This window comes from Streptomyces sp. NPDC006739 (assembly GCF_042869815.1).
Lineage (GTDB): Bacteria > Actinomycetota > Actinomycetes > Streptomycetales > Streptomycetaceae > Streptomyces.
Genome location: NZ_JBIAGM010000002.1, coordinates 591,659 through 605,756 on the forward strand (window position 1 = coordinate 591,659; position 14,098 = coordinate 605,756).

The 14,098-nt window shown below is 74.3% G+C and carries 14 protein-coding genes and 1 riboswitch; of the genes, 11 read left to right on the forward strand and 3 right to left on the reverse strand.

Annotation, left to right across the window (positions count from 1 at the left end; translation table 11 throughout):
- Positions 1–99 precede the first annotated feature (99 nt).
- Positions 100–753 carry a TetR family transcriptional regulator gene (locus tag ACFYMM_RS06095; RefSeq protein ID WP_388384300.1) on the forward strand — a complete coding sequence of 218 codons (654 nt, stop codon included), beginning with the start codon at positions 100–102 and terminating at the stop codon, positions 751–753.
- 56 nt (positions 754–809) lie between these two features.
- A riboswitch (TPP riboswitch) is annotated at positions 810–988 on the reverse strand.
- Positions 989–1,075: 87 nt separating this feature from the next.
- Here the strand turns inward: ACFYMM_RS06095 and ACFYMM_RS06100 are convergent.
- Positions 1,076–1,345, reverse strand: a complete 270-nt coding sequence (locus ACFYMM_RS06100) for a ferredoxin (RefSeq protein WP_388384301.1) — start codon at positions 1,343–1,345, stop codon at positions 1,076–1,078.
- Between the two features lie 6 nt (positions 1,346–1,351).
- On the reverse strand, positions 1,352–2,809 hold the full coding sequence (locus ACFYMM_RS06105; protein ID WP_388384303.1) for an aldehyde dehydrogenase: 1,458 nt from the start codon (positions 2,807–2,809) through the stop codon (positions 1,352–1,354).
- 85 nt (positions 2,810–2,894) lie between these two features.
- Here ACFYMM_RS06105 and ACFYMM_RS06110 point away from each other — a divergent pair, with 85 nt between their 5' ends.
- Positions 2,895–3,920 (forward strand): MBL fold metallo-hydrolase, encoded by a 1,026-nt coding sequence (locus tag ACFYMM_RS06110; RefSeq protein WP_388384305.1) that lies wholly within the window; start codon positions 2,895–2,897, stop codon positions 3,918–3,920.
- 72 nt (positions 3,921–3,992) lie between these two features.
- The gene (locus ACFYMM_RS06115) at positions 3,993–4,442 is read left to right on the forward strand and encodes a nuclear transport factor 2 family protein (RefSeq protein ID WP_388384307.1); all 450 of its coding nucleotides are present in this window, start codon (positions 3,993–3,995) and stop codon (positions 4,440–4,442) included.
- 11 nt (positions 4,443–4,453) lie between these two features.
- Here ACFYMM_RS06115 and ACFYMM_RS06120 read toward each other — a convergent pair whose 3' ends face one another.
- Positions 4,454–5,074, reverse strand: coding sequence for a helix-turn-helix domain-containing protein (locus ACFYMM_RS06120; RefSeq protein WP_388384308.1), 621 nt, complete (start codon positions 5,072–5,074; stop codon positions 4,454–4,456).
- Positions 5,075–5,321: 247 nt separating this feature from the next.
- On the opposite strand from ACFYMM_RS06120, the gene ACFYMM_RS06125 reads away from it, so the two are divergent.
- From ACFYMM_RS06125 to ACFYMM_RS06160, 8 genes are all read left to right on the forward strand, one after another.
- Positions 5,322–6,401: a hypothetical protein gene (locus ACFYMM_RS06125; protein WP_388384310.1), complete on the forward strand. Its 1,080-nt coding sequence runs from the start codon at positions 5,322–5,324 to the stop codon at positions 6,399–6,401.
- Positions 6,402–6,586: 185 nt separating this feature from the next.
- A complete protein-coding gene (locus ACFYMM_RS06130) occupies positions 6,587–7,810 on the forward strand; it encodes a prenyltransferase/squalene oxidase repeat-containing protein (protein WP_388384312.1) in 1,224 nt (407 codons plus the stop codon).
- Positions 7,807–8,472 (forward strand): SCO2322 family protein, encoded by a 666-nt coding sequence (locus tag ACFYMM_RS06135; protein ID WP_388384313.1) that lies wholly within the window; start codon positions 7,807–7,809, stop codon positions 8,470–8,472. Before ACFYMM_RS06130 ends, ACFYMM_RS06135 begins: the two co-directional genes overlap by 4 nt.
- Positions 8,465–9,532 (forward strand): CbiQ family ECF transporter T component, encoded by a 1,068-nt coding sequence (locus ACFYMM_RS06140; protein WP_388384315.1) that lies wholly within the window; start codon positions 8,465–8,467, stop codon positions 9,530–9,532. Before ACFYMM_RS06135 ends, ACFYMM_RS06140 begins: the two co-directional genes overlap by 8 nt.
- Positions 9,529–11,589 (forward strand): ATP-binding cassette domain-containing protein, encoded by a 2,061-nt coding sequence (locus ACFYMM_RS06145; RefSeq protein WP_388384526.1) that lies wholly within the window; start codon positions 9,529–9,531, stop codon positions 11,587–11,589. Before ACFYMM_RS06140 ends, ACFYMM_RS06145 begins: the two co-directional genes overlap by 4 nt.
- Positions 11,586–12,404: an ECF transporter S component gene (locus ACFYMM_RS06150; RefSeq protein WP_388384317.1), complete on the forward strand. Its 819-nt coding sequence runs from the start codon at positions 11,586–11,588 to the stop codon at positions 12,402–12,404. Before ACFYMM_RS06145 ends, ACFYMM_RS06150 begins: the two co-directional genes overlap by 4 nt.
- 335 nt (positions 12,405–12,739) lie before the next feature.
- Positions 12,740–13,147 carry a transglycosylase SLT domain-containing protein gene (locus ACFYMM_RS06155; protein WP_388384318.1) on the forward strand — a complete coding sequence of 136 codons (408 nt, stop codon included), beginning with the start codon at positions 12,740–12,742 and terminating at the stop codon, positions 13,145–13,147.
- Between the two features lie 207 nt (positions 13,148–13,354).
- Entirely contained in the window at positions 13,355–14,095 is a 741-nt protein-coding gene (locus ACFYMM_RS06160; protein WP_388384320.1) for a YoaK family protein, read from the forward strand.
- The last annotated feature ends 3 nt before the right edge of the window (positions 14,096–14,098 follow it).

Here is a 14,098-nt window from a genome sequence, read left to right on the forward strand (position 1 = left end):
CAGTGGATCAGGTGATTCGCGCCACGGCGGCCACCCCTGCCATGCTGGATGATCACCGCCTTCACCGGCTGCCTCACCGAGTGTCACGGAACGGGACCCATGCCTGCGGAAGTCAGCCCCCGAACCTCCCCCGCCCTCGGCTCCGCTCGCGCGGGGGGACCCCCGTCCTCCGCGCTCACCGAGCGCCAGGAGGCCCGCCGGCGCCGGATCCTGCACGCGAGCGCGCAGCTGGCCAGCCGGGGCGGTTTCGACGCGGTGCAGATGCGGGAGGTGGCCGAGTCCTCGCAGGTGGCCCTCGGCACGCTCTACCGCTACTTCCCCTCGAAGGTCCATCTGCTGGTCGCCACCATGCAGGACCAGTTGGAGCACATGCACGGCACCCTGCGCAAGAAGCCGCCGGCGGGTGACACCGCGGCGGAGCGGGTGGCGGAGACCCTGATGCGGGCCTTCCGCGCCCTGCAGCGCGAGCCCCATCTGGCCGACGCGATGGTGCGGGCCCTCACCTTCGCCGACCGCAGCGTCTCCCCCGAGGTGGACCAGGTCTCCCGGCAGACGACGGTGATCATCCTGGACGCGATGGGCCTGGCGGATCCCACGCCCGCGCAGCTGTCCGCCGTCCGGGTCATCGAGCACACCTGGCACTCGGCCCTGGTCACCTGGCTGTCCGGCCGGGCCTCGATCGCCCAGGTCAAGATCGACATCGAGACGGTGTGCCGTCTGATCGACCTGACGGAACCGGCCGAACGCCGGTAGCGGGCGCGCGAGGAGACCTGGCGGACGCGCGAGGAGAACCGGCGAGCGCACGCGAAGAACCTACGAGACGGGTTCCCTTCGCCGGTATTACCCGGATCAGGTGCTGGGGGTCGCCTTCCGGCCCAACTGCTGCCTTCCGGCCTCTCAGTCTGACCGTCGACGTCGGCCCCGGCGGATGCCCGTGGGACGTCTCGCCCGAGTCGGCTACTCCGGTCGAACTCCCTCACTCGTCCCGTAGGCCACTTCCAGGATAGAACGCCCACTCCCGGATGCAATACCCCGAATCGGATTTTTTACCCCCGGATCGCCGGTGGACCGCCGGTCACTCCTCGGGCGGGAACACCGGTTCCCCGCTGCCCAGCAGGGTGATGGTGATGGCCTCCACCGGGCAGTTCTCCGCCGCCGCCAGGACCTGTTCGGCCGCGCCGGTGTCCGGTTCGGCCGGGTGGGACTGGCGGGCGGTGTCGAGCCGGAAGCCGTCGGGGGCGTGATGGACGCACTGGGCGGAGCCGATACACAGGGAACGGTCGACGTCGACGTGCCAGCGGTCGCCCGCCCCCGCGCCCGGATTCGCTCGCCCGGGAGGTGTCACCGTCCCTCACCCCTCCCAGCCGGCCGGGAGGTGGATCATCTTGTGCTCCAGGTACTCGCCGTACCCCTCCGGCCCGAACTCCCGTCCCAGGCCGCTGTTCTTGTAGCCGCCGAACGGGCCGAGCATGTCGAGGCTGAAGGTGTTCACCGAGTAGGTGCCGGTACGGACCCGCCTGGCCACCTCGATGCCGTGCGCGACGTCGGCCGTCCACACGCTGCCGCTCAGCCCGTACTCCGAGTCGTTGGCGATCCTGAGGGCCTCGGACTCGTCGCCGTAGGGAAGCAGGCAGATCACCGGGCCGAAGATCTCCTCCCGCGCGATCCGCATGGAGTTGTCGACGTCGCCGAAGAGGGTCGGCTCGACGTACCAGCCCCGGTCCAGGCCGGGCGGGCGCCCGCCACCGGTGAGGATCTTGGCGCCCTCCTCCTGGCCGATGCGGATGTAGTCGAGGTTGCGCCGCTGCTGGCGCTGGGCGACCAGGGGGCCGACCTGGGTCGCCGGGTCCAGCGGGTCGCCGACCACGAGCGCGCCCGCCGCCTGCGCGAAGGCCTCGGCGAACTCGTCGTAGCGCGATCGCGGCAACAGGATGCGGGTCTGGGCGACGCACGCCTGCCCGTTGTTCATCCAGGCCGCCGGCACGATCCCGGCCACCGAGGTCGCGACGTCCGCGTCCGGCAGCACCACCGCCGCCGACTTCCCGCCCAGTTCCAGCGTCACGCGCGTCAGGTTCCGCGACGCCACCTCCATCACCCGCCGGCCCGCCGCGACCGAGCCGGTGAAGGAGACCTTGTCGATCCCCGGGTGCCCGACCAGGTACTCGCTGACCTCGCGGTCGGCGGGCAGGACGGACAGCACACCCTCGGGCAGCCCGGCCTCCTTGGTGATCTCGGCGAGGAGGTAGGCGTCCAGCGGCGACTCGGGCGACGGCTTGAGGATCACCGCGCAGCCGGTGAGCAGCGCGGGCGCGAGCTTGGCGGCGGCGACGAACTGCGGGACGTTCCAGGGGACCACGGCGGCGACGACCCCGACCGGCTCGCGCCGCAGCAGGATCTTCCCCAGCACCCCGTTCCGCGTCTCCTCGTACGTGAAGTCCCGCGCGACCGTGATCGCCGCGTCCCACACCATCATCGCGCCGAGGGCCTGCGCGAGGACGCTCCAGGAGTACGGCGACCCGTTCTCGGACGAGATCACGCGGGCGATCTCCTCGTGCCGTACGGCGATCGCGTCCTTGATCCGGGTGACGACCTCGATCCGCTCGTCCAGGGTCGTCCGCGGCCAGGGCCCCTCGTCGAAGGCTCGGCGCGCGACCGCCACCGCCCGGTCGACGTCCTCCCGCGAGGCGTGCGGCACCCGCCCGATGACCTCCTCGGTGTGCGGGGAGATCACCTCGATGACGTCCTCGCCGAGCGGGTCGGTCAACTCCCCGCCGATGAACAGCTGTCCGTGCTCCATCAGCTCGGCCATCGCCACTGCCCTCGTTTCTGACGGTGTTTCAGAAACTGATATCAGGTCTGGTTATAGTGGGCAATGGCCGTGAAGCGGAGGGCAGATGACGAAGACGTTCGATCATGGCGGGGGCATACGGTCCGTACGGGTCCCCATCCCGGACAACCCCCTCGGCCACACCCTGGTGTACGTCGTCGACACCGACCGCGGCCCCGTCCTGATCGACACCGGCTGGGACGACCCGGTGTCCTGGACCGAGCTGGCCGAGGGGCTGGCCGCCTGCGGCACCTCCGTCGGCGAGATCCACGGCGTCGTCGTCACCCACCATCATCCCGACCACCACGGCCTGTCGGGCAAGGTGCGTGAGGCCTCCGGCGCCTGGATCGCGATGCACGCGGCCGACGCGGCGATCGTGCGGCGCACCCGGGAGACCCGGCCCGAGCGGTGGTTCACGTACATGGCCGCCAAGCTCACGGCGGCCGGGGCGCCGGACGAGCACGTGGCCCCGCTGCGCACGCCCCCCCACCGCGTCCTGCCCGGCCTCTCCCCCGCCCTGCCCGACCGTGAGATCGTCCCGGGCGAACTCCTCGGCCTCCCGGGGCGGCGGCTGCGCGCCATCTGGACGCCGGGGCACACGCCGGGCCATGTCTGCCTGCACCTGGAGGAGGAGCACCCCGCCCGGCTCCCGGGCCACGGGCGTCTCTTCTCCGGCGACCACCTGCTCCCCGAGATCACCCCGCACATCGGCCTGTACGAGGATCCCGACGACACCACGGTCACCGACCCCCTCGGCGACTACCTCGACTCCCTGGAGCGCGTCGGCCGGCTGTCCCCCGCCGAGGTGCTCCCGGCCCACCAGCACGCCTTCACCGACGCGCCCGCCCGCGTCCGGGAGTTGCTGGCCCACCACGAGGACCGCCTCGCCGGGCTGCTGTCGCTGCTCGCCGAACCGCTGACCCCCTGGCAGCTGGCCGAGCGGATGGAGTGGAACCGGCCCTGGGACCAGATCCCGCACGGGTCGAGGAACATCGCCGTCTCGGAGGCGGAGGCACATCTGCGACGCCTGGTGAAGCTGGGCCGGGCGGAACCGGCGACGGGGGGCGAGCCGGTGGCCTACGTGGCGGTGTAGCCGGCCGCCGGTGCGGTGACCGGGGGTGTAATCCGATCGCGCCGCCCGGGGCACGGCTGTTACACAGTCCTCATGGACCTCCTCGAGCGGATCCGCGCGCAACACGCCTGCGAGCACCTGATCCTGCACTTCGTCCGCCGCCTGGACCTCGGCGATCCGTCCGCGGTGGCCGACCTGTTCACCGAGGACGGCACCTGGGAGTGGCCGGCGGGCGGGCGTCTGGTCAGTGGCCGGGAGGCGCTGCGCGCCTACTTCGGCTCCCGCCCGGACGACCGGCTCTCGCGCCGTCTGATGACCAACATCCTGGTCACCGTGGACTCACCGGAGACGGCCACCGGCACCTCGTACTTCGCGACGCACCGGGTCGACGGCCACCGGGGCGGACTGGTCCCCGCCGGACCGCCCGTCCAGGTCGGTGACTACACGGACACCTTCCGCCGCGTCGACGGCAAGTGGCTGCTGGCCACCCGGGTGCTCAACCTGCCGTTCGGGGGTCCGACCCCGACGGTCGGCGGGGAGTGAGTCCCGTCGCCTCACGCACGCTCGACGCGCTCGGGCCGCCCGGCACGTTCCACGTTCTCGGCGGAGATGATCATCTCCGCCAGGTCCGCGAGGGTGGCGAGCTGGCGGGCGTTCATCTGCGGGGCGCGGGCGGCCAGCCGGACGAGCCCGCTCTCGCGCAGCCGCAGCAGCGGGTCCGACTCGGCCTCCAGCGACTGCACCACCGGTTGCAGCGCCTCGAACAGCGCCTCCGGCTCGTCGGCGGTGAAGAAGCCGGCGGGCAGGCCGAAGAACCTCCGCAGCCGGTCGGTGTGTTCAAGGCTCGGCATACCGCTCTTGCGCCACTCGCTCAGCCACTGCCTGCTGGTCCCGGCGATCCGCGCCAGCTCGTCCAGCGAGTAGCGCTTGCCGTCGGGCCGGCGCCGGGTCTCGCGGATGAAGTCCAGGCGCTGCCGCACCCGTTCGGCCAGTCCGGCCTCGGGCGCGGTACCGCCGGCGAGGAGTTCCACCACGACACCGACGGGGATGCCGGCGCGGTAGGACAGGTCGGCCACGTCCAGGACCTCCGGCAGCCGGCCGGGCTGTCCGGGGCGTCCGGTCAGCTCCCCGAGCCGTTGCAGCAGGCCGGCCAGCGGGGCATGGGCGTCACTCACCGAGGTCCCCCCTGGGTGCGTCGTCACGATCGGTGGCTGGGCTGACGCGAGGCTAACCGATCGCCCGTCCACCGGCCAGACATGCAGCGACGCTTGCTCAAAGAGGCAGCAATCGTTGACAGTTGGGGCGGCAGAGGCGAGGATCACCAGGCACGGCCACGATCTGACCCGCTCCGGGTGCTGCCTACGGGGGAGCAGCATCCGGGGCGTCATCCGACCGCCTCCTCCCCACGAAGGTGAGGCGCCGATGCCGCGGCCCGTCCTTCTGCTCGGCGCCGGCCGGGATCCCGCGTGCGGCGAGTTCCCGCTCGCCGGGATCGCGGCGGTCCGCCCGGTGCTGCTGGTCGACGCGGCCCCGCCGGCCTGGGCGCGCCCCTTCCTGGCCGGGCATCTGGCCGCCGATCCCGGCCGGGGCGAGGCGACGGCGGCAGCCGTGACGCGGTACGCGGCACGGCACGCGGTCCGCGGCGTGCTGACCCTCGCGAGGCATCACCTGGTCGCCGCCGCACGGATCGCCGGGCAGTTGGGGCTGCCCGGCGTCTCCCCCGGCACGGCGGCCGCCTGCGCCGACCGCGCCGAGTTACGGTCCCTGCTGTCCCGCCACCGGGTGCCGCTGGCCGACCCGTGGGACCCCGAGCCGCAGCCGGGCGGCCACGACACCCCCGTCGACCCCCGTATCTCCGCCGAGACCGTCGTCCTCGACGGCGAGGTCCGGATCACCGCGCTCACCCGTACGACCCTGGGCCCGCCGCCCGCCCGGCAGCCGCTGCGGCACACCGTGCACGCCCATGACGGGCTGCTGCACAACCCGTTCCTGCGGCAGACCGTCGAACGGACCGTGCGCGCGACCGGCATCTCGCGGGGCGTCCTGCACATCGGGCTGTGCCTCACCGCCCGCGGCCCCCGCGTCACCGACGTCGCCGCGCACCTGCCCGGCGACCTGATCCCGCTGCTGGTCAAGCGTGCGACCGGCGTCGACCTCGCGCGGGCCGCCGCCGAACTCGCCACCGGCCAGGTCCCGGACGTGGCCCCCACCCGGCAGCGGGCCGCCGCGATCCAGTTCGCCTACCCGGCCGTCACCGGACACCTGGCCCACCTGGACCTGGACCCGGCCGCCGCCCACGAGCCGTACGCCGAGCGCATGGTGCTCACCCAGCACGTCGGCAACCCGGTCACGGCGGGCCCGTCGGCGGGCGCGGCCGACCGGCTCGCGCACTGGGTGGCGGTCGCCGAGACCCCGGCACAGTGCGAGCACGCGCTGCGCCGGATGGCCCGCCATCTGAGCGCCGCCGTCACCCCCCTCGCCCGTACCCCGCACGCCGCATAGGCCCTGGTGCCCCACCCCCGGAAGCCCCGCAGCGCTGCCGGTAAGGTGGCCGGGTCGTCGTCACACCCGTACGGGAGGAAGCCGGGGCGATTCCGGCGCTGACGCACCGTCGAGGTCTACGGAGCCGAGCCGCCCGGGGTGTCCCGCGCTGCCCGGCTCTCTTCAGGGAGAGGCAGTCGCCGACCATGAACGTCCGCCGCAGCGCCACGGCTCTGGCCGCAGTCGGCCTGATGGCCACCGCCGCAGCACCGGCCACCGCCGCATCGTCCCCGTCCCCCTCCCCGGCACCGTCGGGGCTGTACGGCACCACCGACCCGAAGTACGACGGCGTCTGGCGCCAGTCCCTCGCGCTGCTCGCCCAGCACACCGTCGGCGTCCGGCCCGCCGCCGCGGCCGTCGGCTGGCTCACCGGCCAGCAGTGCGCGAGCGGCGGCTTCGCCGCCTTCCGCCCCGACCCCGCCAAGTCCTGCGAGGCGACGGCCGCCCAGGCCGACACCAACAGCACGGCGGCGGCCGTACAGGCCCTGGCGGCGCTCGGCGGGCACGACGGCGCGGTCCGCAGGGCGGCCGACTGGCTGAAGAAGGCGCAGAACGAGGACGGCGGCTGGGGCTACGCGCCGGGCGGCCCCAGCGACACCAACTCCACCTCCGTGGTCGTCGGCGCGCTGAAGGCGGCCGGGGAGGATCCCGGCCGGCCGCGCGGTGCCGGGGGCGGGACGCCGTTCGCACTGCTCGCCAAGTGGTCGGTGCCGTGCGACAAGGACGGCGGGGGCGGTCTCGCCTACCAGCCGGACAAGAAGGGCACGCTCGCCGCCAACGCGGACGCGACGGCGGCCGGTGTGCCCGCCGCCCTCGGCCAGGGGTTCGTGGTGGCGCCCGGCAGGACACCCGAGGGGGCCCACGGCTGCGCCGGCTCCGGCAAGCCGCTCACACCTGGAGAGGTCGCCCGCAACGGTGCCGCCTACCTGTCGGCCCAGGTCCACGGCACCGGCTACCTGAAGTCCGTCCTCCCCGGCGCCAAGGACCAGCCCGACTTCGGGAACACCGCCGACACGGTCGTCGCCCTCGCCGCACTGGGCTGGACCGCCGAGGCGCGCGAGCCGTACGCCTGGCTGGAGAAGAACGCCACGCCGTGGGCGAAGCAGAGCGGCCCGGCCGCCTACGCCGAACTGATCCTCGCGGCGCACGCGTTGGGCGCCGACCCGCACGCCTTCGGCGGCACCGACCTCGTGGCGGCCCTCGACGCGACGGGCCCGGCGCCGGCGGCACACCCCGCCGGGGCCGAGAAGGCCACGAAGCACACCAAGGGTTCGGGCGCCGGCGTCTGGTGGATCGTCGGCGTGGGCCTGGTCGCCGGCATCGGCATCGGCTTCCTGCTCAGCGGCCGTCGCGGGAAGCGGCGGCCGTGATCGCCGTGCGCCGCGCCGGGGCCCTGCTCCTCGCCGTCTGGGTGCTGTGCGCCGCCGCCGGGCAGGCGCGGGCCGCCGGCTACCGGTACTGGTCGTTCTGGGAACGGTCCGGCGGCCACTGGACGTACGCCACCCAGGGCCCGTCGACCGCCCGCCCGTCCGACGGTGACGTGCAGGGCTTCCGCTTCGCGGTGAGCGAGGACTCGGCCGACGCGACACGGCCACGCGGCACGGGCGGGTTCGGCACGATCTGCGCGGCGACGCCCGCGCGGGCGGGCAGCAAACGGGTGGCGCTGGTCCTCGACTTCGGTACGCCCCAGGACGCGCCGTCGGGCGAGCGGCCGCCCGCGCCCCGTACGGCCTGCGCCCGCGTCTCCCCCGACGCGACCACCGCCGACGCCCTGGCCTCGGTCGCCCCGCCGCTGCGCTACGACACCAACGCGCTGCTGTGCGCCATCGCCGGGTATCCGCGGCAGGGGTGCGGGGAACAGGTGTCGGCCGGCGGGAGTCCCGGGGGAGAGTCCGCTGACCCGACGACGACCACGGCCCCGGCACCGGCGAAGCACCCCGGGCCCTCCCTGGGGCTGCCGGCCGGGGCCGGTGTGGTCGTCCTCCTGGCCGGGGCCGCGGTGTGGCAGGCCAGGCGGCGCCGCAATGCGTAGCCGGACCCCGGTCCATCCCGGCGCCTGGTGGCTCTGGGCGCTGGGCCTCGGCACCGCCGCCGGCCGCACCACCAACCCCCTCCTGCTCGCCCTCCTCGCCGGTGCTTCCGGCTATGTGGTGGCCACCCACCGCACCGCCGCCCCCTGGTCCCGCTCCTACGCCGGCTTCGTCCGGCTCGCCCTCGCCGTCCTCCTCGTCCGGCTCGTCTTCGCGGTCCTCCTCGGCTCCCCGATCCCGGGCACCCATGTCCTCCTCACCCTCCCCGAAGTCCCGCTCCCCCACTGGGCGCAGGGCATCCGGCTGGGCGGTGAGGTGACGGCGGAGGCCCTGGTGTTCGCCTGTTACGACGGCCTGAAGCTGGCCACGCTCCTCGTCTGTGTCGGCGCCGCGAACGCCCTCGCCGACCCGGCCCGGCTGCTGAAGTCCCTCCCGGGGGCGCTGTACGAGATGGGTGTGGCCGTGGTCGTCGCCCTCACCTTCGCGCCGAACCTCATCGCCGACGTGCGGCGGCTGCGGGCCGCCCGCCGGCTGCGGGGGCGTCCGGACCGGGGCGTGCGCGGTCTGCTGCAGGTCGGACTGCCGGTCCTGGAGGGCGCGCTGGAGCGGTCGGTGGCGCTCGCCGCCGCGATGGACGCCCGCGGTTACGGCCGCACCGCCGACGTTCCCGCCCCGGTCCGCCGTACGACGGCCGCGCTCACCCTGGGCGGGTTGCTCGGTGTCTGCGCGGGAACGTACGGTCTGCTCACCGCCGAGGGCGGCACCTACGGTGTGCCGGTACTGCTGGCCGGCTGTGCCGCGGCCCTCGCGGGCCTGCGCCTGGGCGGCCGCCGTACCCTGCGCACCCGTTACCGCCCGGACCCGTGGGGTGTTCGCGCCTGGCTGGTCGCGGGCTCCGGGGCGGCGGTGGCCGCGCTGCTGGCGTGGGCTTCGGCCGAGGACCCCGCCGCGCTGCACCCGGGGGTCGTACCGCTGGTCGCGCCCACCCTGCCGCTGTGGCCGGCGGCGGCCGTGCTGCTCGCCCTTCTGCCCGCCTTCGTCGTCCCCAGGGAGCCATGGTGATCCGCTTCGAGGAGGTCGGCGTCACCTACGAGGGCGCGGCCGAACCCACCGTCCGGGGCGTCGACTTCGAGGTGCCCGAGGGCGAACTGGTCCTTCTCGTCGGGCCGTCCGGCGTCGGCAAGTCCACCCTCCTGGGCACGGTCAGCGGGCTGGTCCCGCACTTCACCGGCGGCACCCTGCGCGGCCGGGTCACGGTCGCGGGCCGGGACACGCGTACGCACAAGCCGCGCGAACTCGCCGATGTCGTCGGCACGGTGGGCCAGGATCCGCTGGCGCACTTCGTGACGGACACGGTCGAGGACGAACTCGCCTACGGGATGGAGTCGTTGGGGCTCGCCCCGGACGTGATGCGGCGGCGCGTCGAGGAGACCCTGGACCTGCTGGGCCTGGCCGAGCTGCGCGAGCGGCCGATCGCCACACTGTCCGGCGGGCAGCGGCAGCGTGTCGCCATCGGCTCGGTCCTCACTCCGCATCCGAAGGTCCTCGTCCTGGACGAGCCGACCTCCGCCCTGGATCCGGCCGCCGCCGAGGAGGTCCTGGCGGTCCTGCAGCGCCTGGTCCACGACCTCGGTACGACGGTCCTGCTGGCCGAGCACCGCCTGGAACGCGTCGTCCAGTACGCCGACCGGGTCGCCCTCCTGCCGGCCCCCGGCGCCGCCCCGCGCCTGGGCGCCCCGGCCGAGATCATGGCCGTCTCGCCGGTGTGTCCGCCGGTGGTGGAGCTGGGCCGGCTGGCGGGCTGGTCCCCGCTGCCGCTGACGGTCCGCGACGCCCGCCGCCGCGCCGGCGCCCTGCGCGAACGCCTCGGGGACCGGGCGGTACCCCCTCCTCCGGAGGCAGCGAGGAAGGCCTCACCGCAGACAGCACCGGAAGTCACGCCGCAAGCCACACCGGAGGCCACACCCGAGGTCGCACCGCAGGCCGCACGACAGGCCACACCCGAGGCCCCGCCGCAGACCGCACCGAAGGTCGCACCGGAGGCCGCGCCACAGGCCACACGGCAGGCCACACCCGAGGCCACACCCAAGGTCGCACCGCAGGCCACACCCGAGCCCGCACCCAAGGTCGCACCACAGGCCACACCCGAGCCCGCACCCAAGGTCGTACCGCAGGCCACACCCGAGGCCACACCCAAGGTCGTACCGCAGGCCACACCCGAGGCCACACCCAAGGTCGTACCGCAGGCCACACCCGAGCCCGCACCCGAGGCCGCGCCGCAGGCCGCCGTGAAGCCCGTCCCGCCGGTAGCCCCCCGTAGGCGTCTCTTCCGGCGCGCCCAGCGCGAAGCGGACCCCCTTCCCCGGCCCACGGTCGCCGAAGTCCGTTCCCTCGCCGTCCGCCGTGGACGCGTGGACGCCCTGCGCCGGGTCGACCTCACCGTCGCCCCCGGCGAGACGATCGCCCTGATGGGCCGCAACGGCGCCGGGAAGTCCACGCTGCTGGGCTCGCTCGTCGGGCTGGTCGAGCCGACCGCCGGCGCGGTGCGGGTGGGCGGGGCGGTGCCGCACCGGCTCGCGCCCCGTGACCTCGTACGCCGGGTCGGTCTCGTCCCGCAGGAACCGCGCGACCTGCTGTACGCCGACACGGTGGCCGCCGAGTGCGGGGCCGCCGACCGGGACGCGGGGGCCGACCCCGGCACCTGCCGGGCGCTGGTCTCGGAGCTGCTGCCGGGCATCACGGACGACACCCACCCGCGCGACCTCTCCGAGGGCCAGCGGCTGACGCTCGCCCTGGCCGTCGTCCTGACGGCCCGCCCTCCACTGCTCCTGCTCGACGAGCCGACGCGCGGCCTCGACTACGCGGCCAAGTCCCGCCTGGTCGCCGTGTTGCGCGGTCTCGCGGCCGAGGGGCACGCGATCGTGCTGGCCACGCACGACGTGGAGCTGGCCGCCGAGATCGCGCACCGGGTGGTGCTGCTGGCCGACGGCGAGGTGATCGCCGACGGTCCGACGGCCGAGATCGTGGTGTCCTCGCCGTCCTTCGCCCCGCAGGTGACCAAGATCCTGGCGCCTCGGCAGTGGCTCACGGTCGCCGAGGTCAGGCGGGCCCTGTCGTGAGCGCCGCCCCGCGCCCGGTCCGGCTCGGCCCCCGCTCGCTGGCCGCCCTCGCCCTGGTCGGAGCGGTGGGGGTGGCCGCCTTCGGCTGGCCGTTCCTGGCCCCGCCCACGTCCCGGATCAGTGCCCACGCCCAGGACGCGCCGTGGCTGTTCGCGGGGCTGCTGGTACTGCTGGTCGCCGTCGTGGCCGCGACGATCTCGGAGTCGGGGCTCGGCCCGAAGGCGGTCGCCATGCTGGGCGTGCTGGCGGCGACCGGGGCGGCGCTGCGGCCGATCGGTGCGGGGACGGCCGGTATCGAGCCGATGTTCTTCCTGCTGGTGCTGAGCGGGCGGGTGCTGGGGCCCGGCTTCGGGTTCGTGCTCGGCGCGGTGACGATGTTCGCGTCCGCGCTGCTCACCGGCGGTGTGGGGCCGTGGATGCCGTTCCAGATGCTGGCCATGGGCTGGTTCACGATGGGCGCGGGGCTGCTGCCGGGCGCCGCCCGCCTGCGCGGCCGGGCCGAGCTGCTGATGCTGTCCGCCTACGGCTTCCTGGCGGCCTTCGCCTACGGCACCGTCATGAATCTGGCGGGCTGGCCCTTCCTGGGCGCGCTGTCCTCGGACATCGCCTTCGACCCGCGCGCCGGTGTGCCCGCCAACCTGGCCCGGTTCCTCGCGTACTGCCTGGCCACCTCGCTCGGCTGGGACCTGGGCCGGGCCCTGTGCACGGTCGCCCTGACCCTGGCTCTGGGTCCGGCCCTGCTGCGGGCGCTGCGCCGGGCCACCCGACGGGCCGCTTTCGAGACCGCGGTCACATTCGACGCACCCGCTGGGTGAGCGCTCGTACGCGTCCGGTCAGCGAGTCGGTGAAGCACCCCACATGACGCACGTCACCTACGACGCGGGGCCGTACCCCGCCTTGTCCGATATGTCCGTTTCCATACCCCCGCTGACCTGGGGTTTGAGAGCCAGCTCACACAGACGACCTTTCCCCTCGATTCGGCCACAACTAGTAAAAGGGGTCATTGCGGACGATCCCGGAGCCTGTTTCTCTGGAGCAGTCGCCAGGCGCCACGAGCCCTCCCGGGCCGCGGCGCCGACGTATGCGGCGGGCCACCTCGTGTGGCTCCCGAGTACGGGCGATCCCCTGTCCCCCACCCAAGAGGTTTCCTGTGACCGTCTCCTTCATCCGCCGCATCGCTTCCCCGAAGAAGGCCCTCACCGCCGCCGCCGTGGTCGCCGCCACCGCCGGCATGGCCCTGACCGCGGCGCCCGCCCAGGCCGCCTCGGGCTCCTCGGCCCAGGCGATCGCGCACAAGATGATCCCGGACGCCAAGCAGTACAGCGCGTTCGACAAGATCGTCTCGCGTGAGAGCGGCTGGAACATCTCCGCCACCAACAGCTCCTCCGGCGCCTACGGCCTGGTCCAGGCGCTGCCGGCCTCCAAGATGGCGTCCGCCGGTTCCGACTGGAAGACCAACCCGGCCACCCAGATCAAGTGGGGCCTGAACTACATGAACTCCCGCTACGGCAGCCCGGCCGCCGCGTGGAACTTCTGGCAGGCGAACGGCTGGTACTGAGCCGTCCCGTCCCGGACCTGATCCGCTGGATTCGACCCGCTGGATCCGGGCCGCTCCCCCGCCGAGGCACCACGTGACCTCCGGCACCACCAGCTGAGACCCCCCGCGGTCAACGGCTCGCCGGTCCAGACCCGCACCCTCGCCCCCTGACGGGCGGGGGTGCGCGCGTATGTGCGCCACCGATGTCACGGATGTCATGGTGGACCGATGACGACGACCGAGGGCGACGGGGCGACCGGGAGCGGCGGGACGGCCCACGACGGCGGGACCGTCCCCGACGACGGCGGGACGACCAGGGACCGCGGGATTCGCCTGGTGGCGGTGCTGCTGGCGCTGACGGTGGTGAGCGGTCTGATCGACGCGGTCAGCTATCTGGGCCTGGGCCACGTCTTCACGGCGAACATGACCGGCAACGTGGTGGTCCTCGGTTTCGCGGCGGCGGGCGCGCCGGGCTTCTCCGTCCCGCACACGGTGACCTCCCTCGTCTGCTTCCTGCTCGGCGCGGTGACGGGCGGCAGGGTGGCGGCCCGTTTCGGCTCCGGCCCGCGCCGCACCTGGGCCCGGCTGACGCTGGCTGCGGAGGCGGTGCTGGTCGGGGCGTCGGCGGCGGTGGCCTTCGCCTGGCCGCACGGGGCGCCGACGCGGTACGCCCTCATCGCCCTCACCGCCTTCGCCATGGGCCTGCGCAACGCGACGGTCCGCAAACTGGGCGTCCCCGACCTCACCACCACGGTCCTGACCATGACCCTGACCGGGCTGGCCTCCGACTCCCGGCTGGGCGACGCCTCCGGCCACCGCTCCCCGCGCCGCACGGCGGCGGTCGTGGCGATGCTGGCCGGCGCCGCCCTGGGCGCGTGGCTGGTGGTCCACCACGACCTGGCGCCGCCGCTGCTGGTCGCGGCCCTGGCCTCCGGGGTGCTGGCGCTGGTGGCCTCCGGCCGGGAGTGACCG